Source organism: Streptomyces sp. 17_S59 (assembly GCF_056930295.1).
On the sequence record NZ_JBXOWD010000001.1, the window covers coordinates 3,335,034 to 3,357,606 of the forward strand.

Below are 22,573 nucleotides of genomic sequence, written 5' to 3' on the forward strand. Positions count from 1 at the left end.
CGGTTGAGCCGACGGGTCAGCCACGCGGCCGCCGACCTGCGCCGCACCATAGTTGGGGGTGGGGCGCGCGTCAGCCGGTTGGCGAAGTGGTCACCCGATGGAATGGCTTTGGGCAAAGCCTCTGCGGGAAGGGATGACCGGGGGTCCGCCCGCCGGCAGGGTCGGTCGGCTCAGGCCGAGGCCGCCGACGCCGCCGCCTTCGCCGCGATGTCCGTGCGGTGGTGGGAGCCGTCCAGCCGGATGCGGGAGACCGCCTCGTACGCGCGCTCCCGGGCGGTGGCCAGGTCCTCGCCCGTGGCCGTCACGGAGAGCACCCGCCCGCCCGCGCTGACCACGCGGCCCTCGGAGTTCTGCTTCGTGCCCGCGTGGAGCACGTACGCCCCGGTCACCCCGGCCGCGTCCGCCAGGCCCTCGATCACATCGCCCGTGCGGGGGGTGTCCGGGTAGTTGTGGGAGGCGATGACGACGGTCACGGCGGCCTCGTCGTTCCAGCGCAGCGGGGGCTCGGCCGCGAGGTTGCCGGTGGCGGCGTTCAGCAGGACACTCGCGAGCGGGGTGCGCAGCCGGGCCAGCACCACCTGGGTCTCGGGGTCGCCGAAGCGCGCGTTGAACTCGATGACCCGCACACCGCGCGAGGTGATCGCCAGGCCCGCGTAGAGCAGCCCGGAGAAGGGCGTGCCGCGGCGGCGCAGCTCGTCCACGGTGGGCTGGAGCACGGTCTCCAGCACCTCGTCGACCAGCTTGGGGTCGGCCCAGGGCAGCGGGGAGTACGCGCCCATGCCACCGGTGTTGGGGCCCTCGTCGGCGTCCAGGGCGCGCTTGAAGTCCTGGGCGGGCCGCAGCGGCAGGACGGTCTCGCCGTCGGTGATCGCGAAGAGGGAGACCTCGGGGCCGTCCAGGAACTCCTCGATCACCACGCGGTCGCAGCCGAGCGCGTGCTCGCGGGCCGCGGCCAGGTCGGAGGTGACCACGACACCCTTGCCGGCCGCCAGGCCGTCGTCCTTGACCACGTACGGGGGACCGAAGGCGTCCAGCGCCTCGTCGACCTCGGCCGGGGTGGTGCAGACGTAGCTGCGGGCGGTGGGGACGTTCGCGGAGGCCATGACGTCCTTGGCGAACGCCTTCGAGCCCTCCAGCCGGGCCGCCTCCGCCGACGGGCCGAAGACGGGGATGCCGGCCGCCCGCAGCGCGTCGGCCACGCCCGCGACCAGCGGCGCCTCCGGGCCGACGACCACGAGGTCCGCGCCCAGCGACTCGGCCAGCGCGGTGACGGCCGCGCCGTCCAGCGCGTCCACGGAGTGCGTCTCGGCGATCTCCGCGATCCCGGCGTTGCCGGGGGCGCAGTGCAGCGCGGTGACGTCGGGGTCGAGGGACAGGGAGCGGCACAGGGCGTGTTCGCGGGCGCCGCCGCCGATGACGAGGACCTTCACGGGGGTCACTCTATTGCCCGTCTTGTGGATCAGTACGACTCGGGGGCAGGGGGAGACTCGTAGGAACCTCTCGGTGCGGCGGCCGGGAGCCTTCTCGGGGCCTCTGCGGAGCCGCCCTGGGCCACTCTGCGGAGCCTTCGTGGGGCCTCCCGGGAACCCTCTCGTCAGAACGTTTCCGCGCCCCTACAGCGTCCATGCCCCGGCGGGCACTCACTCTTTCGGGTGGGCATCGAAGGGCACCTATACCTGATCCCGCTGCACTTACGGACGGAAAAGGCCGGATCATGTGCCCAACGCCAACCGTTCGGCGGTAGTAAGGAGGCTGCGATCACGGTTAACGCACATGGCGCACATGCGGCGGAGAGGGAGTGCAGGGGTGAGCCAGCCTGAGATGCAACCCGAGGGGCTCCCGAGGGAGCAGGACGGGAAGCTCCGGGATGACCTGCGCGGCCGGACCTTCCCGCTCGGCGACTGGGGAGAGCCCGCCGAGCGGCTGGACGAGCTGTACAGATGGGTCGAGGGCGGTGCGCTGAAGCTGGCCGACTGGTATCTGACCGACCGCGCCTGGAAGCGCCGCTGGGCGCGCGGGCTGCGGATCGGGGCCGCGTTCTGTGCCGTGGTCGGCGCCGCGCTGCCGCTGCTGGAGCTGACCAAGGTGCTGCGCACCGGCTCGGCCTGGGCGTTTCTCGCGCTGCTGGGCGCGGTGGCGTGCGTGGCCTGCGACCGGTACTTCGGGCTGACGTCCGGCTGGATGCGGGCCGTGGCCACGGCGCAGGCGGTGCAACGGCGGCTGGAGGCGCTGCAGTTCGACTGGGCGTCGGAGTGCGTGCGCGAGGTGCTGGGGCCGACGGAGGGGACGGCCAGTGAGGCGGCGGAGCGCTGTCTCACGGTGCTGCGGCGCTTCTCCGAGGACGTGTCGGAGCTGGTGCGGGCCGAGACGGCGGACTGGATGGTGGAGTTCCGGGCGGGGCCTGCGCCGTTGCTGACGCAGTCGCTTGTGGCTTGGGGGCCGCGGGGGGATGCGGGGCCGGTGGGGCGGTTTCCGATGCCGCCGGGGACTCGACCGAATATGCCTCGGCAGAGGCCGCCGGAGTCTCCGCGGTAGGGGTGCCTTGGGGGTTGTTTCCCCGATCCCGCCCCTTCCCGAAACTGGGGCTTCGCCCCAGACCCCCGGGTCGGTGCGGGTGCGCTGTCTGGTTGTGCCCACCCGTTCCGCCCTGCGGAACGATTGCCCACAACCAGACAGCGCGGCTCAGCTGAAGACGATCATTGAGCCTTGACCCAGGCTTCTTGTTGCTGCTGCGTGGAGGCCCAGCCAGACGTGGCGTTCTCTTGCGAAAGGGCTGTCGTCGGCCGGGCCGGGGGCCGCCCTTTCGTTCAGGGCCGTGGGGCGGTCGGGGGCGGCGGGGGGCGCCGGGGGGTTGACCGGGTCGATGCCCAGCACCGGGGCCACCGCGTCGAGTTCGCGCAGCAGGCCGTGGCTGGAACCCAACGGGCCGCCGCCCTCCAGCAGTTCGTCGCTGGAGAGCGGGTGCGCGAAGTCCACCGGAACGTACGCCCCGGCGTGGTCGTAGTGCCACACCAGGTGCGACTCCTTGGCCGTCGCCTCGAACATCTCCAGCAACTGCTCGTAGTCGCCGCCGAGTTCGTCGACGGGGGCGACGGGCAGCCCGCACAGGTTCAGCAGGTAGGCGCGGCGCAGGAAGTGCAGGGCGTCGTAGTCGAAGCCCGCGACCGGTGCGACGTCCCCCGAGAGGCCGGGCATGTAGCCGAAGACGGGCACCGGGGGCAGCCCGGCCGCGCCGAGCGCCTTGTCGTACGCGGCGATTTCCTCGGCGAAGGGGTTCTCGGGACTGTGGCACAGCACATCGACAAGGGGCACTAGCCAGAGATCACACGCCACGTGAACTCACTCTCGTGTGGGCCGTTTCATGCGATGGTCGGGCCAGAGTAGTGCCGCTCAGCCGGTTGTCATACAGCCGCGACGGACATCGTCAACTCTCCCCGCGCACGTCCCACACCCACGTGTCATCCACGCGCTTCGGCGGACTCCCCACCAGCCGGGTGACCGCCTCGCGCAACGGAGCGGCCTTCTCGTGCCGGGCGGGCAGGACGAGCGCGTCCGCGCGCCAGAAGTCGAGGTCCCCGTGGAACTCGCGGCGCTGCTGGGGTCCGACGGCGGGGACCTCGCCGGTCTCGCGGACCTTGTTCAGCAAGTCGGAGGTGGGGCGCGGCTGGGGCCCGTAGATGCCGATGCGGTCCGGCCCCCACGGCCCGTTGAAGTAGCCGCCGGGGAAGGCGAAGCCCAGGTCGTCCTCGATCTGCCAGCCGAGGGCGGCGGCGTCGGAGGGGCCGGGCACCGGCACGGGCACCAGCGAGTGGCCGGGCCGTACGTAGTCGCGCCAGCCGCCGTCCGCGAAGAACGCGGGCACGGGAGTCCGTTCGACGGTCCGGTACGGCGTCGGGACCAGCGGGACGAGCGCCACGGCGAGGGCGGCCCAGCCGAGCAGCCGCCGCGATGCCTCGCGCTCGCTGCGGGCGCGCCGGACGGCCAGCCGGTCGCAGGCCAGGGCGAGCAGGATGCCCAGCGCGGGCACGCAGACCATGGACACGCGGGATTCGATGACCGACTCGTAGAACGGCATGTGCGCGACGAGGCGCCAGGGGCCGGGCAGGGTCTTGTCCGTGCCGAGCAGCGGGATGTTCTGGCCGAGGGAGAGGACGGCCGCGGCCAGCGCGGTGAAGCCCAGGGCGCGCACGCGCGGCTGGTCGCGCAGATACCTCACCAGGGCGACGGCGAGGGCGACGAGCGGCCAGCCGAAGAAGGCGTTCTCCTCGGTCCGGTTGAGGGACAGCGACGCGGCGATCCCGTCGTCGCCGGCCAGCGACCGGGTGGCGAACTCCAGCAGGGCCATGGGGTGGTTGCCGACCTGCCCGTGCAGCACGCTGCGGTAGCTCTGCGGGCCGTGGAACTGCCAGATCAGGGGGACGGCCACCAGCGGCACGGCGACGAGCGCGGCGATGCCGAGGCCCCGCAGCAGCGGCCTGGTCAGGGCCCGGGCGACGTCCGGGGCGGCCACGGCGTAGCCGAAGGCGAAGAGGAGGAGGCCGGTCGCGGCCAGCAGCAGCGCCTCCTCGCCGAGGAAGACCTGGTAGGCGAGGAAGAGGCCGAGGACGACGGCATCGCGCGTGGGGCGCTTCCCCTCGCACAGCCGCAGCGCCCGGTCGATGATCAGCGGCATCATGAAGAGCACCGCGAAGTTGGGGTGTGCGACGCCGTGCGAGACCATCGGCGGCGCGAAGGCGCAGAACGCGCCGCCCAGCGCCGCGGCCCATCGGGAGCGCACGAACCACCGGGCGAGCAGCCGGTACCAGCACCAGGCGGTGGCGGCAAGCCCGCCGGTCAGCACCAGCACCCAGGTGACCTGGGGGCCGAAGGCGAGCGTGACGGGCGTGAGCGGGACGGAGAGGCCCAGCATGGCGGTGTTCGCCATGAGGTTCACGCCCAGCGGGAAGTTCTGCAGATCGCTGAAGAGCGGATTCCGGAGGTGGGCGACGTTGTCCGCGGTGACCGCGAAGAACCACTCCCACTGCTGCTGGTCGGAGCCCGAGTCGACGAGGTAGCGGTGGGCCGGGCTGCCCCACAGCCCGGCGTACAGCAGGAAGGACGAGAAGAGGAAGAGCGCGGGTATGAGCAGCTGTACGGGCCGCAGCGCGCGCCAGCGTATGCGTATGAGATCGGCGAGGACGGTGGGGTAGGCGAGCGGGCGGATCTTGGAGCCCGGCTGATGGGCCCAGCGGACCGGCACCTCGGCGACCTCCCAGTCCTTCTGGTGGAAGAAGCGCAGGATCTCGACGTCGAAGCTCCAGCCGTCCAGCCGGGAGCCGGCGAAGGCGCTGCGCACCTTGCCGCCGTCGAAGAGCTTGAAGCCGCACTGAGTGTCGCGTATGCCGGGCACCGCCGCCGCGCGTATCAGCCGGGAGCCCAGGCGGCCGAGGAACTCGCGGAGCACGTGCTGGCGCACGGCGATGCGCGAGCCGGGCAGGGCGCGCGAGCCCACGGCGGCGGTGGCGCCCGCGTCCAGCCGCTCCTCCAGCAGGGCCAGTTCCTCGATGGGGGTGGCCAGGTCGGCGTCGGTGATCAGTACGCGGCGGCCGCGCGAGTCGAGCACGCCGGTGCGCACGGCGTGGCCCTTGCCGCGGTTGGCGGGGGTGCGCAGCAGGCGGATGCGGGGCTCGTCCCCGGCCGCGGCCTCGGCGACGGCCGCCGTGCCGTCGGTCGAGCCGTCGTCGACGACGATCACTTCCCAGTCGGTTCCCTCCCGGGCGCCGAGGTGGTCGCGGATCGCCGCGAGCGTGGGGGCGAGCCGGTCCTCCTCGTTGTACGCCGGCACGACCACCGTGAGGTCGAGGGTTCCGGCATCGGTTGCCATGGGCGTCTCCGACGGCTGGGTTTTTGACATCACGATCCGTTTGTCGACGACAAGGAGCGAGATCGACCCTATTCGGTCAGCTGTCGATCAATGGCAGATCAACGTCGGGCAAAGACCGGGTGTGTCAAATGTCCCGGCCCGGGGCGGCGTCCGGGTCCGAGTCCGGGGCTGCGTCCGGCGCGGGTGCCGGTGCCGGTGCCTGGGGCGTCCGCCGGGTCAGCTCGTCGATCAGGGCCAGCGTGTGGGCGTTGTAGGCGGCGACGACGCGCTGCGCCCACTCCACGTCCCGGCGGGCTATGGCCTCGACCAGCTCGGTGTGGCGGTGCCACAGCCGCCCGCGCAGATCGCTCAGCGCCCGCAGCAGCGGCACTGTGAAGACCCAGCTCTGCACCCGCACCCGGTCCAGGAAGTCGGATATGTACGGGTTGCCCACCAGGCCGGCCATCTCCCGCCAGAACCGGAGGTCGTAGCCGATGAGGATGTCGAGGTCCCCGGCGAGCGCGGCCCGCGAGGCCTCCTCCGCCCGGCGCCGCACCGAGCCCAGCGACTCCGGCGTCGCCGCCAGCAGCGCGCGCTCCGCGGAGCGGCGGAACATGCCCTCGACGATCAGGGTGCGGGCCTCGACCATGTCCCGGAAGTCCGCGTACGAAAACTCGCGCACCCGGTAGCCCTTGTGCAGCTCCACGTCCAGCAGCCCCTGCGCGCACAGGTCCAGCAGGGCCTCGCGGACGGGGGTGGCCGAGACTCCGTACTGTTCGGCGATCTCCTTGACGGTGAACTGCCGTCCCGCCGGGAGCCGCCCCGCGATCACCTCCTCGCGCAGGGCGTCGGCGATCTGTGAGCGCAGGGTCGTGCGCTTGACAGGCTCGCTGCCGGGCATGGTCTTCGTGGTCCCCTTCCGTGACCGCCGCACGCCTGGCATGCGAACGGCCCCCGCAACGATAAGCGAGGGCCGTGGCTGAGCAATATGACCGTGCGCACGGGCAGGGGAACGCTACCTGATCGGTGACAGGGGGCGGGGGCGCGGGCGCCCCGGCCCCCAGGCCCTGTCGTCAAAATAGCGCCGCGGGGCAGGCGGGATTTTGACGACAGGGCCTAGGCCACGTGCGCGTCCGCCGCCGTCAGTGCCTCGTCCAGGGCCGCCAGGCCCTCCTTCGCCTCCGGGGCCGTGATCGTGCAGGGCGGGGCGACGTGTGTGCGGTTCATGTTCACGAACGGCCAGAGGCCCGCCGCCCTGCAGGCCGCGGTGAAGTCCGCCATGGGGGCGTTCGCCTCGCCCGAGGCCGCGTACGGCACCAGCGGCTCCCGCGTGGCCCGGTCGCGCACCAGCTCCACCGCCCAGAACGCGCCCAGGCCGCGCACCTCGCCCACCGACGGGTGGCGCTCGGCGAGTTCGCGCAGGCCCGGGCCCAGGACCTGCTCGCCGATGCGGGCCGCGTTCCAGACGATGCTCTCCTCCTCCATCGCGTTGATCGTCGCCACCGCCGAGGCGCAGGCGAGCGGATGGCCGGAGTAGGTGAGCCCGCCCGGGTAGGGGCGCCGGTCGAAGGTCGCGGCGATCTCGGCGGAGATCGCGACGCCGCCGAGCGGTACATAGCCGGAGTTGACGCCCTTGGCGAAGGTCAGCAGGTCGGGCGTGACGCCGAAGTGCTCGGCGGCGAACCAGCGGCCCGTGCGCCCGAAGCCCGCCATGACCTCGTCCAGCACGAAGACGATGCCGTGCCGGTCGCAGAGCTCCCGGACGCCCGGGAGGTAGCCGGGCGGCGGCACCATGATCCCGGCCGTGCCGGGCACGGTCTCCAGGACGATCGCGGCGATCGTCTGCGGGCCCTCGAAGGCGATGGTGTCCTCGAGGTGCTGCAGCGCGCGCTCGCACTCCTGCTGCTCGTTCTCCGCGTGGAAGGGCGAGCGGTAGAGGAAGGGCGCCCAGAAGTGCACGACGCCCGCGGAGGCGGTGTCGGAGGGCCAGCGGCGCGGGTCGCCGGTCAGGTTGATGGCCGCGGCGGTCGCGCCGTGGTACGAGCGGTAGGCGCTGAGCACCTTGGGACGGCCGGTGTGCAGCCGGGCCATGCGGACGGCGTTCTCGACCGCCTCGGCGCCGCCGTTCGTGAAGAAGACCTTGTCGAGGTCGCCGGGGGTGCGCTCGGCGATCAGCCGCGCGGCCTCGGAGCGGACGTCCACGGCGAAGCCCGGCGCGATGGTGCACAGCCGCGCCGCCTGCTCCTGGATCGCGGCCACGACCTTGGGGTGCTGGTGGCCGATGTTGGTGTTGACCAGCTGAGAGGAGAAGTCGAGGTAGCGGTTGCCGTCGTAGTCCCAGAAGTAGGAGCCCTCGGCCCCCGCGACGGCGAGCGGATCGATGAGGGCCTGCGCGGACCAGGAGTGGAAGACGTGCGCGCGGTCGGCGGCCTTGACGGCCGCGGCGTCGGAGGGCGGGGGCTGCGTGCTCACGGGCGTGACCTCTGTCGGAACGGGCCGGGCGCGGAACGGGCCGGGGCGGCGGACGGACTGCGCCGAGCCTAGGAAGTGCGGCCCCGCGCCCGACACCGGCACTGTGTCGCCCGCTCGCCGGGGCCGCCGACACAGTGCCGGGTGGGGCGGGCCCGTACCGCGCCCGGGCCTGCAAATCGCCGTACAGGAAATCCCCGTTCGATGGCATTTGCGCTGCTACGGTCAATTTGCAGTTGCAGTTTGGGATCCATTTGTCATGTGCGCCCGAAGGCAGGTGACCTCGGGCGCACTTGCGTTTTCCACGGCGTACGGAATTTCCGCCGTACGACCCCATCGAGGAGATCGTCTTGGCCAGCGGCACCGTGAAGTGGTTCAACTCGGAAAAGGGATTCGGGTTCATTCAGCAGGACGGCGGTGGCGCCGACGTCTTCGCCCATTACTCCAACATCGCCACCCAGGGGTACCGGGAACTCCAGCAGGGGCAGAAGGTCACCTTCGACATCGCCCAGGGCCAGAAGGGCCCGCAGGCGGAGAACATCATTCCCGTCTGACCGCCCGACCGGTTGACGTCCGACCGTCCGACGCCGCAGCCCGCCGGGCCGGCCCGGCGGCCCCCCTGGAGGGCCGGGGACCGCACTTCCTCCGTGCGGATACCCGGCCCTTTGCCGTGCCGCTATTCTCCGGCCAGGAAACATGGGGGAAGGAGCGCCCGGCATGGAACGTCTGTCGCCGGAGGATCCACGGACACTCGGGGCGTACCGGCTGCTGGGCCGGCTGGGCGCGGGAGGCATGGGGCGGGTCTACCTCGCCCGTTCCGAACGCGGACGCACGGTCGCCGTCAAGCTGATCCAGCCGGAGCTGGCCGGGCAGGAGGAGTTCCGGCGCCGCTTCCGGCACGAGGTGCGGGCCGCCCGGCAGGTCGGCGGGGAGTGGACCGCGCCGGTCCTGGACGCCGACACCGAGGCCGCGGTGCCCTGGGTCGCCACCGGCTACATCGCCGGGCCCTCGCTGCGCGAGGTCGTCGGCCACGACCACGGGCCGCTGCCCGAGCGGTCGGTGCGCATCCTCGCCGCCGGGCTCGCCCGCGCCCTGCAGGACGTCCACGCCGCCGGGATCGTCCACCGCGACCTCAAGCCGTCCAACGTGCTGGTCACCCTCGACGGCCCGCGCGTCATCGACTTCGGCATCGCCCGCGCGCTGGGTGGGGGTACCACCCATGCCGTTCAGGCAATGGGGGACGTCACGGACGGCGGTCTCACCCGGACCGGCGCGGCCGTCGGCTCGCCGGGCTTCATGTCGCCCGAGCAGGTGCGCGGCGGCAAGGTCACGCCCGCCAGCGACGTCTTCTGCCTCGGCTCGGTGCTGGCCTACGCGGCCACCGGCCGGATGCCCTTCGGCACGGCCGACAGCGGCGTCCACGCGCTGATGTACCGCATCGTCGAGGAGGAGCCCGACCTCGCCGAAGTGCCGGAGGCGCTGCAGCCGTTGATCTCCGCGTGCCTCGCCAAGGCCCCCGCCGAGCGGCCCACGACCGAGCAGGTCCTGGCCCGCAGCGGCGTCGCGGACGAGCTGGCCGGGCTGCGCACCGGCGAGCCCTGGCTGCCCGGCGGCCTCGTCGCACAGCTGGCCCGGCACGCGGTGCGGCTGCTGAACGCGGAGGAGGAGCCCGCGGCGGCCGCCGCCGAGCCCATACCCCGGCCCGCCGGGACCCCCACCACGGTCGTCGACCCGCCCCGCGACGCCCCGCCGCCCGAGCCGCCGACCGTCACCGTGCCCGTGCCCGCCGCGTCGCAGCCCCTGCCCCCGGCCGCCCCCGCACCCGGCCCGTACGGCACCAGCCCGTACCAGCCCGTCGTCCTCGTGCCCGCGCCCGCGCCGCCGCAGCGTTCGCGCACGCCCTACATCGTGGCCGCCGTCGTGGTCGCCGGGCTGCTGGCGGGCGGCGGGACGGTGTTCCTGCTCAACCGGCAGACGAGCGACGAGGGCCGGGGCGCGGCCGCCTCCCCCGCCGGCACCCCCTCGGCCCCGGTCGGCCCCGCCACGGCCCCGGGGGCGAGCACCACACCGCCGGCCCCGGCTCCGGGGGCGAACCCGGCGCCGACGCCCACGCCGGCCCTCCCGACCCCGCCGCAGGGCGGAGCGGGCTCCGTCTTCCTCGGCACCTGGCAGTCCGGCTTCACCACCGGCTCGGGCTCCAGCAGCCGCACCATCACCATCCGGAAGGGCCAGGTCGTCCAGGTCACCATCCAGGGCGGCGGCACCCTCGACGACGGCAGCTCCTACAGCTGCCAATGGTCCGCGACCGGCAGCGACGACGACACGGTCGGGGGCACGACGACGATGCACCTCGGCCCCTCCGCCGTCACCCGGGCCCAGCCCGCCTCGGCCTGCCAGCCCGGCTCCGCCTCCGAACTGGTCCTGCTGCCGGACGGGCGGATGCGGCGCGACTTCACCGACTCGGGCACCAGGGACGCGTCGCTGGTCTACAGCAGGACCGGCTGAACGGGGCCGGCTGAACGCGAAGGCGCCCCGACGGCTTCATGCCATCGGGGCGCCTTCGGCTGGTGCGCATGTAGTGCGCGTGCCGCTTACGACAGGAACGAGTTGATCTCGATCGTCTCGTCACGGCCCGGGCCGACGCCGATCGCGGAGATCGGGGCGCCCGACATCTCCTCCAGCGCCTTCACGTACGCCTGGGCGTTCTTCGGCAGCTCGGCGAAGGTCTTGGCCTTCGAGATGTCCTCGGACCAGCCCGGCAGCATCTCGTAGACCGGCTTCGCGTGGTGGAAGTCGGTCTGGCTGTAGGGCAGTTCCTCGACGCGCTTGCCGTCGATCTCGTACGCGACGCAGACCGGGATCTGCTCCCAGCCGGTCAGCACGTCGAGCTTGGTGAGGAAGAAGTCCGTCAGGCCATTGACGCGGGTCGCGTAGCGGGCGATGACCGCGTCGAACCAGCCGCAGCGGCGGTCGCGGCCGGTGGTCACACCGCGCTCGCCGCCGATGGTGCGGAGCTTGTCGCCGTCCTCGTCGAACAGCTCGGTCGGGAACGGACCGGCGCCCACGCGGGTCGTGTACGCCTTGAGGATGCCGATCACGCGGTTGATCTTCGTCGGGCCCACGCCCGCGCCCGTGCAGGCGCCGCCCGCGGTCGGGTTCGAGGAGGTGACGAAGGGGTACGTGCCGTGGTCGACGTCCAGCAGGGTGCCCTGGCCGCCCTCGAAGAGGACGACCTTGCCCTCGTCGATGGCGTTGTTCAGGATCAGCGTGGTGTCGGCGACGAACGGCCTGATCTGCTCGGCGTAGCCCAGCAGCTCCTCGACGATCTTGCCGGATTCGATGGCGCGGCGGTTGTAGAGCTTCGCCAGGAGCTGGTTCTTCAGCTCCAGGGCCGCCTCGACCTTCTGGGTCAGGATCGACTCGTCGTAGAGGTCCTGGACCCGGATGCCCACGCGGTTGATCTTGTCGGCGTAGGTCGGGCCGATGCCGCGGCCGGTGGTGCCGATCTTGCGCTTGCCGAGGAAGCGCTCGCCCACCTTGTCGAGGGTGACGTTGTAGGGCGTGATCAGGTGCGCGTTACCGCTGATGAGCAGCTTGGACGTGTCGACGCCGCGCTCGTTCAGCCCGCTCAGCTCGGAGAGCAGGACCGCCGGGTCGACGACGACACCGTTGCCGATCACCGGGGTGCACCCCGGCGAGAGGATTCCGGAAGGGAGAAGGTGGAGCGCGTATTTCTGGTCGCCGACGACGACCGTGTGGCCGGCGTTGTTGCCACCTTGGTAGCGCACCACATAGTCAACGGATCCACCGAGCAGGTCGGTGGCCTTTCCCTTGCCCTCGTCACCCCACTGAGCACCGAGCAGCACAAGTGCGGGCACAGGCGTACACCCCTTCCGGGCGGGGCATGTCCAACGTGCACAGGTGGCGGAAGCCCGCACGATACGGGCCTTCACCACTGCTGGAGCCGTCGAACCGGTGCCCCGGATAGACGAAGCCCCTGACGCAACAGCGACAGGGGCTCTTGCACCGAGAGATTACCTGAGGAAGGACGAAGGTGTCGGCTGCAGACCCCGCCGGACGGCAGCTGCTCGTCGTCATCGACCCTGTCGCCAGGCGGGTGGACGGCGAATCCACACGGATCGCGAAGGACGTCCTGTGCGCCGGATCGGTGGCGAAAATCTGCCTCCCGAACGGGCCGGAGGAAGTGGCGCGGGCCGTCGTCAGACGCGGCCGCCGCCGCACCGTCGTGATCGGGGACGACCGCGCCCTGCTGCGCGTCGTCGGCCTGCTGTACCGGCGCCGGGAGCTGGCCGAGGCGCCCCTGGCGTGGGTGCCGGTCGGGGCGCTCCCCACGGTGTCGGTGGCCCGGGTCCTGGGCGTCCCGCTGGGGGCCGTGGCGGCCGCCAGGGCCGTCCTGGACGGCGCGGAGCGGCGGCTGGGGCTGCTGTCCGACGACAGCGACGGGGTGGTGCTGGGCGGGCTCTGGGTGCCCGCGGGGGGCGGCGGCGGTGGCGGCGGGCGGGGTGGCCCGGCGGCCGCGCCCGCCGCGGCCCCGGCCCCGGTGTCCGCCCGGGCCTCCGCCGGGGGCCACCAGCCGTGGTGGTCGCCCGCCGCGCGGACGGCCCGCACCGCGCTGACCCTGCTCTCCGGCCCCGCCGGCCGCCATCCGCACACGCTGCCCGCGTGCACGCGGCTGCGGGTCGAGGCGGACGGGGTGCTGCTGGCGGACCTCGACCGGCCCGTCGGGCGTGTCGCGGTGTCGGCGGTGGACGGCATGGCCGAGGTGGTGATCCAGCACCGCACGGGCGACGAACCCCTGCGGGCCAGGGCGCGCACGGTGACGGTCTCGGGCCCGGACTTCCGCTACCGGGCGGACAACCGGATCCGGGGGCCGGTGCGGACGCGGACGTGGACGGCGCGGGGGGAGGCGTGGCGGCTGACGCTCCCGCGGGGGTAGGGGGCGGGGTTCTTTCCCCACCCCGCCCCTTCCCGAAACTGGGGGCAAGCCCCCAGGCCCCCGGGCCCCTCGCGCTGCGCGCGGGGGCAGGACTCGGGGGCTCCGCCCCCGGACCCCCGGTCCGGGGGCGGACGGGCTGATTTTTCAGCCCGTCCGGCGTTTGAGGACTTTCGGGAAGGGGCGGGGTGGGGAAAGAGCCCCCTAACCCCCCGGCGTCACCAGGCCGGCCTCGTACGCGAAGACCGCCGCCTGCGTGCGGTCCCGCAGGCCGAGCTTCACCAGGATCCGGCTCACGTGCGTCTTCACCGTCGACTCCGCCACCACCAGACGCCCCGCGATCTCCGCGTTCGAGCGCCCCTGCGCGACCAGGACCAGCACCTCCGTCTCCCGCTCGGTCAGGTCCCCGACCCGCTCCTGCGTCGGCGCCTTCGGCGCGCCCAGCCGCGAGAACTCCTGGATCAGCCGCTTGGTGACCGTCGGCGCCAGCAGCGCCTCCCCGTCCGCCACCACCCGCACCCCGTCGGCGAGCTGCCGCGCGGACGCGTCCTTGAGCAGGAAGCCGCTCGCCCCGGCGCGCAGCGCCTGGTACACGTACTCGTCCAGGTCGAAGGTGGTCAGCACCAGCACCTTCGCCTCCGCGTCGGCCGCGACGATCTCGCGGGTCGCCTCCAGGCCGTTCATCCCCGGCATGCGGATGTCCATGAGGACGACGTCGGGGCACAGCTCCGCGACCTTCTCGACGGCCTGACGGCCGTCCACCGCCTCCCCGATCACCTCGATGTCGGGCTGCGCGTTGAGGAGCACGGAGAAACCCTCGCGGACCATCATCTGGTCGTCCACGATCAGCACCCTGATGGTCACGCGGCCGCCTCCTCGGCCGGCACCGGCAGGAAGGCCACGACCTCGAAGCCGCCCTCCGCGGTGGCCTCCGCCGTCATCCCGCCGCCGAGCATCGACACCCGCTCCCGCATGCCCAGCACGCCGTGGCCCGCGCCCGGGGAGGGCTTGGCCAGCCGGTCCGGGCGGTCGTTGACGATGCGCAGGCCGAGCCCGCCGAGCACGTAGCCGATCTCCACCCGGGCCGAGGCCCCGGGCGCGTGCCGCAGCACGTTGCTGAGCGCCTCCTGCACGATCCGGTACGCGGACAGCTCCACGCCCTGCGGCAGCGGGCGCACGGCGCCGGTGGTGACCTGCTCGACGTGCAGCCCGGCCTCGCGGACGTTCGCCAGCAGCCCGCCCAGGTCCGCGAGCGTCGGCTGCGGCGCCTCGGGCTCGGCCGGGCCGAACGCGTCCGGGTTCTCGGACCGCACGACGCCCAGCACGCGGCGCAGCTCGGTGAGGGCGGCCACGGCGTTCTCCCGGATCGTGGCGAAGGCGGCGGCCAGCTCCGGCGGGGTGTCCGCGACCCGGTAGGGCGCGGCCTCGGCCTGGATCGCGACCACGGACATGTGGTGGGCGACCACGTCGTGCAGCTCGCGGGCGATCGTGGTCCGCTCCTCCAGCACCGTCCGCCGCGACCGCTCCACCTCGGTGACGGCCGCCTGCGCGGCGACCTGCTGCTTCGACTCGCGCAGGCTGCGCGTGGCGGTGACCGCGAAGAGGACGATCCCGGACAGGGCCAGCAGCTGGAAGAGGCCGGAGCCGATGTAGTCGCTGCCGCGGACGGCGCGGTCGAAGAACATCAGGAACACGCTCAGCAGGCCGGTCAGCAGCCACATCTCGGCGGCCACGCGGGGCCGGGTGCGCAGCGCGACGAGCACCATCACGAGAAGGTGCCCGAAGAGCGCCGCACCGCCGGAGCCGAGGGGGTACAGGCCGATGCCGTCGACGAAGACCGCGGCGGCGGACAGCCACCAGGCGGCCACCGGCCGGACCAGCGTGAGCAGCATCGGCACGCCGGTGAACAGCGCCGCGAACGCGCCGTACGGGATGCCGCCGAGATCGAGCAGCGCGAGCATGACCAGGCCCGTGAAGCCGACGAGGACGCCGTGCGGCAGCCACCGCGCGTACCGCGCCGCGGACCGCGGGAAGGCGCGCACCAACAGGTGCGTCGGCGCCAGCGGCGGCAGCGGGCGGAACGCGAACGGGTCGCTGAAGAGGTCCTCACGGAGGCGTGCGAGGCCGCTCTGGGCGAGGTGGCGCTCGGTGCGGAGGGTGTCGTTCACGGCATCAACCGTAGGCAGGGCGGGCGGGTGCTGTCGTCCGCGCGGATGTGGATATCCGGGGGTCCGTCTCAAGTACTACGCGGGCCCACCGCAGCCGTCAGCACCGCGCACTCCCCCGTCCCCGGAGTGACCGGCTCGAAGTGGCCCGCCCCCTCCAGCACGTGGAGTTCCGCCTCCGCCCCCGCCGCCCGCGCCGCCTCCGCGTACGCCGCGGACAGGGCCACCGGAACGTCCTCGTCCGCCGTCCCGTGCAGCAGCACCACCGGCACCCGCGGCGGCAGCAGCCGCATCGGGTCGGCGTGGGACTCGTCCGCCGGGGCGACCAGCTCGCCCACCGCCCCCGCGCTCAGCCCCAGCGTCCGCGCCCGCGCCAGGTCCGCCACGGGTGCGACGGCCACGACCCGGTCGACGCCGATGCCCGCGGCCGCCGGCGAGGACGCCGCCCACAGCGCCAGGTGGCCGCCGGCCGAGTGCCCGACGAGGACGTGCCGGCCGGCACCCGGGGCAGCCGTCCGTACGGCCCGTACGACGTCGTCGAAGGTCGACGGCCAGCCGCCGCCCCCGCCCACCCGGCGGTACTCCGCCAGCGCGACCTCGAACCCCTCCGCCGCCAGCGCCACCGCCAGCGGCACCAGGTGCTCGCGGTCGTACGTCTCGCGCCAGAAGCCGCCGTGCAGCAGCGTCACCCGCGTCCGGGCGGCGGTGCCACCGCCCCGCGGCAGGTAGAAGTCGACGACCTGGCTGGGATGCGGTCCGTAGGCCACCGTGCGGTCCGGCACGGTCACGGCGCCGGGACCTCCGCCAGGACCTCCGCCAGCACCCGCGCCGCCCGCTCCGCGTCCGCGAAGCCCGTGTAGAGCGGGGTGAAGCCGAAGCGCAGCACGTCCGGGCGGCGGAAGTCGCCGACGACGCCCCGGCGGATCAGCTCCGCCATGACCTCGCCCGCCTCGGCGCACCGCAGCGAGACCTGGCTGCCGCGCTCGTCGTGGGCGTCCGGCGTCACGGACTCCACCCGCCCCTCCGGCACGTACGCGTCCACGCAGCGCAGGAAGAAGTCGGTGAGGGCGAGGCTCTTGGCCCGTACGGCGGTGATGTCGACGCCCTCCCATACGTCCAGGGCGGAGTCCAGGGCGAGCAGGGAGAGGATGTCCGGCGTGCCGACGCGGCCGCGGACGGCGCCGTCGGCGGGGGCGTAGGCGGGGGCCATGCCGAAGGGGTCGGCGTGGGAGTTCCACCCCGGCAGCGGGGAGTCGAAGCGGGGCTGGAGTTCGCCGCGCACGTACAGGTACGCGGGCGAACCGGGGCCGCCGTTGAGGTACTTGTAGGTGCAGCCGACCGCGAGGTCCACGCCGTGCGCGTCCAGCTCGACGGGCAGCGCGCCCGCGCTGTGGCACAGGTCCCAGACGACCCGGGCCCCCGCCTCGTGCACGGCGGCGGTCGTGCCGGGGAGGTCGTGGAGGCGCCCGGTGCGGTAGTCGACGTGGTTGACGAGGGCCACCGCGGTGCGCGGCCCGACGGCGCCGGCCATGTCCGCGGCGTCGACGGCGCGGATCCGGCAGCCCGTCATGCGGGCCGCGGACTCGGCGATGTAGCCGTCGGTCGGGAACGTCGCCGCGTCGACGAGGATCTCGTCGCGGCCGCTCTCCGCCGGGCCGGCGAGGCGGACCCCGGCCACAACCGCCTTGAAGACGTTGATGCTTGTGGAGTCGCCGGCCACGACCTGCCCGGGTGCGGCCCCGACGAGCCGACCGATCCGGTCGCCGACCCGCTCGGGCGCGGTCCACCAGCCGGACTCGGTCCAGGACCGGATGCGCAGCCGCCCCCACTCCCGGCCGACGACGTCGGCGAGGCGCCCGGGGACGGCGCGGGGCAGGGCCCCGAGGGAGTTGCCGTCGAGATAGACGGTGCCCTCGGCGGCGTCCGTTCCGTCGGCATCGTCCAGGACGAACTCCTCGCGCTTGGCGCGGAGTCCGTCGGCGGCGTCGAGGGCCAGTGCCTCGGCCGCGAGTGCGGTCGTCCCGGGCGTCTCAGACATGGCTGCGCGCCGTCCACAGCTCGGGGAAGACGTTCTTCGCCGCGCGCTTCTCCAGCCACGCCACCCCGGACGAGCCGCCCGAGCCCACCTTGGCCCCCATCGCTCTGCGCGTGGCGACGAGGTGGTCGTTGCGCCAGCGCCACACCAGCTCCGCGACCTCGGTGAGGGCCTCGCCCAGGCGGCACTCGTCGCTGTGCTGGTCGCCCGAGTAGACGCGCTGCCAGACTTCCTCGACCGCCGGGTCGGCGGCGTACCGCTCGGAGACGTCGCGGTCGAGCACGGACCCGGGTATCGCGTGGCCGCGGCGGGCGAGCCAGCGCAGCACGTCGTCGTACAGGCCCGGCTCGTGGAGCGCCCGCTCCAGCTCCGCGTGGAAGCGCGGCGCGCCCTGGTAGGGGACCAGCATGGCGCGGGACTTGTCGCCCAGCAGGAACTCCATCCGGCGGTAGGTCGCCGACTGGAAGCCGGACGCCTCGCCGAGCGCGGATCGGTAGGCGTTGAACTGGGCGGGCGTCAGGTGCGCGAGGGGCTCCCAGGAGGCGTTGAGCGCCGCCAGCTCGTACGTGGAGCGCTTGAGCGCGGCCATCGCGACCGGCAGGTCGTCCCGGCGCAGGGCCTGCGCGGCGGTCTGCCACTCGTGCAGGATGACGACGAACCACAGCTCCATCACCTGGGTGGTGACGAGGAAGACCATCTCGCCGGGGTCGCCCGAGCGGGTCTCCTGGAGCTGGGACAGGACCGAGGCCCGGACGTAGTCCTCGTACGGGGTCGTGCCCTGGAAGTCGAGCTTCGGGGCCGTGACGGCCGGCGTGACCGATGCGGCCGGCGCGGTCGGCGTGACCGGCGGAACCACGGTGACCGTTGCGGCCACTGCGGCCATTGCGGTCGCTGCGGCCGTTGCGGTCTCCGGACGGCCGGGGCCGTGGACGGCGGCTGGGGGCAGGGGTGGCTGCGGACGCGGCATCGCGTACTCCTCGTGCGTGCTCCCGGGTAGCGGTCCGCCCCTTCCTGTCGGCATCGGAGCCCCGGTCCCCTGCGCGCATCATGCGTCGCGGCAGCCGCTCGCGGCAAGGTCCCGCGGACAATCGGAACGCCCCGCCGATGCGGCGGGGCGTTCCGGTCCGTGCTCGTGCTCGTGCTGCGGCTCAGCCCAGCGTGTTGGCGGCCGTCGGGGAGCTGTCGCGCAGGAACGTCGAGCAGCGCTCGTACTCCTCCTGCTCGCCGATCGCCTGCGCGGCGCGCGCGAGGGCGTGCAGGGCCCGCAGGAAGCCGCGGTTGGGCTCGTGCTCGAACGGCACCGGGCCGTGACCCTTCCACCCGCTGCGGCGCAGCGCGTCGAGGCCCCGGTGGTAGCCGGTGCGGGCGTAGGCGTACGACTCGACGACCCGGCCGGCCTCGAACGCCTCGTCCGCGAGCTGCGCCCAGGCGAGCGAGGACGCCGGGTACTTGGCGGCGACCTCGGCGGGGGCCGCCCCGGAGGCGAGCAGCTCGCGCGGCTCGGGGTCGTCGGGCAGGTGGGTCGGGGGCGGTCCCCCGAGCAGGTTCTCGTGAATGGCCATGGCCTCCAGTCTGCCGCAGCGCGGCCGGGTGCCCCAGGCCATGGGGTGGATCTTTCCCGGAGGTCCCGCGGGAGCGCGCTCACACGTCGCCGGGGTCCAGCGGCGGGGCCGACACCCCGCAGTGGTACTCGCACTCCGGGTGGCAGACCGGGCGCCGCGGCTCGCGCACGGTCACCCAGGCCAGCACGGCCCCGACCACCAGCAGCCCCGCGCTCATCACCATCGCCCGCGTGAACGCCGCCGAGAACATCGCGGGATCCCGGTACGCGTCCGGGCCCATCCCCGCCGCCAGCGGCAGCGCCGCCACCGCGATCAGGCCCGCCGCCCGCGCCGCGGCGTTGTTGATGCCGCTGGCCAGGCCCGCCCGGGCGACGTCCACCGAGGCGAGGACCGTCGCGGTCAGCGGCGCCACCAGCACCACCATCCCCAGCCCCAGCACGACGAGCCCGGGCAGCACGTCCCGCCCGTACACGGCCCCCGCCCCGACCCGGGCCATCAGCAGCATCCCGGCCGCGCACAGCAGCGGGCCCACGGTCAGCGGAATGCGCGGCCCGATGCGCTGCGCGACCCGCCCCGAGCGGGCGGACAGCAGCAGCATGAGCACGGTCGTGGGCAGCAGCGCCGTGCCGGCCACCAGGGCGGACCACCGCACGACCACCTGGAGCTGGAGGACCGAGAGGAAGAAGAAGCCGCTGAAGGCCGCGTAGACGAAGAACGTCACGAGGTTGATCGACGAGAACAGCCGGATCCGGAAGATCCCGAGCGGCATCATCGGCTCGGCCCGCCGCCCCTCCACGTACACGAATGCAACGCCCAGGAGCACGCCCAGCACCGCCGGGACGATCACCCGGGGGGAGGCGCCCTGGTCGGGCGCCGCGATGAGGGCGTAGGTCACCGCGCCGAGCGCGAGCGCGCCCAGGGCCGCGCCCAGGGCGTCGAAGCGGCCGTGCGCGGCGGGGTCGCTCGTCTCCGGCACGTACCGGAGCGCGACGGGGACGCAGATCGCCGCCAGCGGCAGATTGATCAGGAACACCCAGCGCCAGCCGGGTCCGTCCACCAGCCAGCCGCCCACGAACGGGCCGACGGCCGAGGCGACGCCGCCCAGCCCGGACCATGCGCCCACCGCGCCCGCCCGGTCGTCCGGGTGGAAGACGGACTGGATCAGCGCGAGCGAGCCGGGGGTGAGCAGCGCCCCGCCGACGCCCTGCAGCGCCCGCGCGGCGATCAGCACTCCGGCGTTCGGCGCCACCCCGCACAGCAACGATGCGAGTGCGAACCACACCACGCCGAGCACGAACACCTTGCGCCGTCCGTACCGGTCCCCCAGCGCCCCGCCCAGCAGGATCAGCCCGGCGAGGGTGAGCATGTAGGCGTTGACCGTCCACTGGAGGACGGCCAGGTCGGCGTTGAGGTCGCGGCCGATGTGGGGCAGGGCCACGTTGACGACGGTGCTGTCGAGCATGGCCATGCCGGACCCGAGGACGGCCGTCAGCAGGACCCAGCGCCCGGTGGGGGTGCCCAGGCGCGCCGCGGGCGTACCGTCGCCCAGTGCGCCGCCCGGCCCTGCCGCCGCCGGGCGGGAGACCCGTCCGGGGTCCGGAGCGGAGTCGCTCATGACCGGATCATCCCTCGCGGGGACCGCCCCGGCCATACGAGGGACATGCACGGAACGTGCGAGGGGCAGCCGACGGACATGCGACGGACATGCGCGAGGGGCCCGGCGCCGTCCGTTCGTACGGACGGTGCCGGGCCCCTCGCCACGGCTGCTGGTTACTTCAGCTTGGTGCCGGTGGAGCGCAGGTCGGCGCAGGCCTTGGTGACGCGCCCGGCCATGCTCGCCTCGGCCAGCTTGCCCCAGGTGCGCGGGTCGTAGGCCTTCTTGTCGCCCACCTCGCCGTCGACCTTCAGGACGCCGTCGTAGTTGCTGAACATGTGGGCCGCCACCGGACGGGTGAAGGCGTACTGGGTGTCGGTGTCGAGGTTCATCTTCACGACGCCGTTCTCCAGCGCGGTGCGGATCTCCTCCTCCGTGGAGCCGGAGCCGCCGTGGAAGACGAAGTCGAACGGGTCGGCCTTGCCGTGCTTGGCGGCGATGCCGTCCTGCAGCTCACGGAGCAGCTCGGGGCGCAGCACGACGTTGCCCGGCTTGTAGACGCCGTGGACGTTGCCGAAGGAGGCGGCCAGCAGGTAGCGGCCCTTCTCGCCCAGGCCCAGCGCCTCGGCGGTCTTCTCGACGTCGGCGACGGTGGTGTACAGGTCGTCGTTGATCTCGTGGGAGACGCCGTCCTCCTCGCCACCGGTCGGGGTGATCTCGACCTCGAGGATGATCTTCGCCTTCACGGCCTCGGCGAGCAGCTCCTTGGCGATGGCCAGGTTCTCGTCGAGCTTCTCGGCGGAGCCGTCCCACATGTGGGACTGGAACAGCGGGTTCTGGCCGTTGGCGACGCGCTCCTGCGAGATGGCCAGCAGCGGGCGGACGTAGCCGTCCAGCTTGTCCTTCGGGCAGTGGTCGGTGTGGAGCGCGATGTTCACCGGGTACTTCTTGGCGACGACGTGCGCGAACTCGGCCAGCGCAACGGCGCCCGAGACCATGTCCTTGCTGTACTGGCCGCCCAGGAACTCCGCACCACCGGTGGAGATCTGGATGATGCCGTCGCTCTCCGCCTCGGCGAAACCGCGCAGCGCGGCGTGCAGAGTCTGCGTCGAGGTCACATTGATGGCCGGGTAGGCGAACTTGCCTGCCTTCGCCCGGTCGAGCATCTCGTTGTAGACCTCGGGGGTTGCGATGGGCATCTGTCCGCTCCTTGTGATGTGCGGGTACGGGCGTAATTCGGGGCCCTGACCTAGGGGGCGACGGTCATCGTCGACCCCATCCTTCCAGACTCTCCGAATTACTCCACATGAGGATTGCGGCGCTCATATGAGAAGGGCGCGTGGTTTCACGTGAAACCACGCGCCCTCCATCGACGCCATCGGCAAAACAGCAGGTCAGGCCAGCAAGCCCCGTCAGGCCAGACCGAGGTCACCCAGGGAATAGCCGGTGATGTAGCGCAGCCCGGCGTCCTGGATCGCCTGCTCGGCACCGCGGTCGACGATCGTCGCAACGGCGACGACCTCGGCACCGGCCTCGCGGGCGGCCTCCACGGCCGTCAGCGGGGAGCCGCCGGTGGTGGAGGTGTCCTCGACGACCAGGACGCGGCGGCCCTTGATCTCCGGGCCCTCGATCCGGCGCTGCATGCCGTGGGTCTTCTGGGCCTTGCGGACGACGAACGCGTCCAGCTTGCGGCCGCGCGCCGCGGCGGCGTGCAGCATCGAGGTGGCGACCGGGTCGGCGCCGAGGGTCAGGCCGCCCACCGCGTCGAAGTCCAGGTCCGCGGTGGCGTCCAGCATCACCTGGCCGACCAGCGGCGCGGCCTCGGCGTCCAGGGTGATCCGGCGCAGGTCGATGTAGTAGTCGGCCTCCTTGCCGGAGGAGAGGGTCACCTTGCCGTGAACCACGGCCTTGTCCTTGATCTGCTGAAGCAGGGCGTCACGCGCATCCGTCAT

At 73.2% G+C, this 22,573-nt stretch carries 19 protein-coding genes; 4 read left to right on the forward strand and 15 right to left on the reverse strand.

The window, feature by feature from the left end; translation table 11 throughout:
- Window positions 1-170: 170 nt before the first annotated feature.
- Window positions 171-1,430: a phosphoribosylamine--glycine ligase gene (gene purD / locus AC1Z4A_RS14785; RefSeq protein ID WP_483679163.1), complete on the reverse strand. Its 1,260-nt coding sequence runs from the start codon at window positions 1,428-1,430 to the stop codon at window positions 171-173.
- Between the two features lie 391 nt (window positions 1,431-1,821).
- Here purD and AC1Z4A_RS14790 point away from each other — a divergent pair, with 391 nt between their 5' ends.
- A complete protein-coding gene (locus AC1Z4A_RS14790) occupies window positions 1,822-2,535 on the forward strand; it encodes an SLATT domain-containing protein (RefSeq protein WP_483683599.1) in 714 nt (237 codons plus the stop codon).
- A 147-nt stretch (window positions 2,536-2,682) separates the two neighbouring features.
- On the opposite strand, the gene AC1Z4A_RS14795 is transcribed toward AC1Z4A_RS14790, so the two are convergent.
- From AC1Z4A_RS14795 to AC1Z4A_RS14810, 4 genes are all read right to left on the reverse strand, one after another.
- On the reverse strand, window positions 2,683-3,333 hold the full coding sequence (locus AC1Z4A_RS14795) for a hypothetical protein (RefSeq protein ID WP_483679165.1): 651 nt from the start codon (window positions 3,331-3,333) through the stop codon (window positions 2,683-2,685).
- Between the two features lie 91 nt (window positions 3,334-3,424).
- On the reverse strand, window positions 3,425-5,863 hold the full coding sequence (locus AC1Z4A_RS14800; RefSeq protein ID WP_483679167.1) for a glycosyltransferase: 2,439 nt from the start codon (window positions 5,861-5,863) through the stop codon (window positions 3,425-3,427).
- Window positions 5,864-5,987: 124 nt separating this feature from the next.
- Window positions 5,988-6,743 carry a GntR family transcriptional regulator gene (locus AC1Z4A_RS14805; protein ID WP_483679169.1) on the reverse strand — a complete coding sequence of 252 codons (756 nt, stop codon included), beginning with the start codon at window positions 6,741-6,743 and terminating at the stop codon, window positions 5,988-5,990.
- A gap of 215 nt (window positions 6,744-6,958) precedes the next feature.
- Complete coding sequence (locus AC1Z4A_RS14810; RefSeq protein ID WP_483679172.1) at window positions 6,959-8,314, reverse strand: aminotransferase class III-fold pyridoxal phosphate-dependent enzyme; 1,356 nt, start codon at window positions 8,312-8,314, stop codon at window positions 6,959-6,961.
- A gap of 347 nt (window positions 8,315-8,661) precedes the next feature.
- On the opposite strand from AC1Z4A_RS14810, the gene AC1Z4A_RS14815 reads away from it, so the two are divergent.
- Together AC1Z4A_RS14815 and AC1Z4A_RS14820 are read left to right on the forward strand one after the other, a co-directional pair.
- The gene (locus AC1Z4A_RS14815; protein WP_483679174.1) at window positions 8,662-8,865 is read left to right on the forward strand and encodes a cold-shock protein; all 204 of its coding nucleotides are present in this window, start codon (window positions 8,662-8,664) and stop codon (window positions 8,863-8,865) included.
- Between the two features lie 163 nt (window positions 8,866-9,028).
- Window positions 9,029-10,816 carry a serine/threonine-protein kinase gene (locus AC1Z4A_RS14820; protein WP_483679177.1) on the forward strand — a complete coding sequence of 596 codons (1,788 nt, stop codon included), beginning with the start codon at window positions 9,029-9,031 and terminating at the stop codon, window positions 10,814-10,816.
- An 86-nt stretch (window positions 10,817-10,902) separates the two neighbouring features.
- On the opposite strand, the gene AC1Z4A_RS14825 is transcribed toward AC1Z4A_RS14820, so the two are convergent.
- Window positions 10,903-12,189, reverse strand: a complete 1,287-nt coding sequence (locus tag AC1Z4A_RS14825) for an adenylosuccinate synthase (protein WP_483679180.1) — start codon at window positions 12,187-12,189, stop codon at window positions 10,903-10,905.
- A 176-nt stretch (window positions 12,190-12,365) separates the two neighbouring features.
- Between AC1Z4A_RS14825 and AC1Z4A_RS14830 the strand changes: the two genes are divergently transcribed.
- Window positions 12,366-13,268: a diacylglycerol kinase gene (locus tag AC1Z4A_RS14830; protein WP_483679182.1), complete on the forward strand. Its 903-nt coding sequence runs from the start codon at window positions 12,366-12,368 to the stop codon at window positions 13,266-13,268.
- 201 nt (window positions 13,269-13,469) lie between these two features.
- Here the strand turns inward: AC1Z4A_RS14830 and AC1Z4A_RS14835 are convergent, their stop codons facing one another.
- The 9 genes from AC1Z4A_RS14835 to pyrE form a co-directional block, all read right to left on the reverse strand.
- The gene (locus AC1Z4A_RS14835; protein ID WP_483679184.1) at window positions 13,470-14,129 is read right to left on the reverse strand and encodes a response regulator; all 660 of its coding nucleotides are present in this window, start codon (window positions 14,127-14,129) and stop codon (window positions 13,470-13,472) included.
- Window positions 14,126-15,433 carry a sensor histidine kinase gene (locus AC1Z4A_RS14840; RefSeq protein WP_483679186.1) on the reverse strand — a complete coding sequence of 436 codons (1,308 nt, stop codon included), beginning with the start codon at window positions 15,431-15,433 and terminating at the stop codon, window positions 14,126-14,128. Before AC1Z4A_RS14840 ends, AC1Z4A_RS14835 begins: the two co-directional genes overlap by 4 nt.
- A gap of 68 nt (window positions 15,434-15,501) precedes the next feature.
- A complete protein-coding gene (locus tag AC1Z4A_RS14845; protein ID WP_483679187.1) occupies window positions 15,502-16,218 on the reverse strand; it encodes an alpha/beta hydrolase in 717 nt (238 codons plus the stop codon).
- Window positions 16,215-17,468, reverse strand: a complete 1,254-nt coding sequence (gene kynU, locus AC1Z4A_RS14850) for a kynureninase (protein ID WP_483679188.1) — start codon at window positions 17,466-17,468, stop codon at window positions 16,215-16,217. The genes AC1Z4A_RS14845 and kynU overlap by 4 nt, the downstream gene beginning before the upstream one ends.
- On the reverse strand, window positions 17,461-18,348 hold the full coding sequence (locus AC1Z4A_RS14855; RefSeq protein ID WP_483683600.1) for a tryptophan 2,3-dioxygenase family protein: 888 nt from the start codon (window positions 18,346-18,348) through the stop codon (window positions 17,461-17,463). The genes kynU and AC1Z4A_RS14855 overlap by 8 nt, the downstream gene beginning before the upstream one ends.
- 265 nt (window positions 18,349-18,613) lie before the next feature.
- Window positions 18,614-19,027, reverse strand: coding sequence for a DUF3151 domain-containing protein (locus AC1Z4A_RS14860; protein WP_436782555.1), 414 nt, complete (start codon window positions 19,025-19,027; stop codon window positions 18,614-18,616).
- 79 nt (window positions 19,028-19,106) lie between these two features.
- A complete protein-coding gene (locus tag AC1Z4A_RS14865; protein ID WP_483679189.1) occupies window positions 19,107-20,642 on the reverse strand; it encodes an MFS transporter in 1,536 nt (511 codons plus the stop codon).
- Between the two features lie 155 nt (window positions 20,643-20,797).
- Window positions 20,798-21,820 (reverse strand): class II fructose-bisphosphate aldolase, encoded by a 1,023-nt coding sequence (fbaA, locus tag AC1Z4A_RS14870; protein ID WP_483679190.1) that lies wholly within the window; start codon window positions 21,818-21,820, stop codon window positions 20,798-20,800.
- 213 nt (window positions 21,821-22,033) lie between these two features.
- Window positions 22,034-22,573, reverse strand: coding sequence for an orotate phosphoribosyltransferase (gene pyrE / locus AC1Z4A_RS14875; protein WP_483679193.1), 540 nt, complete (start codon window positions 22,571-22,573; stop codon window positions 22,034-22,036).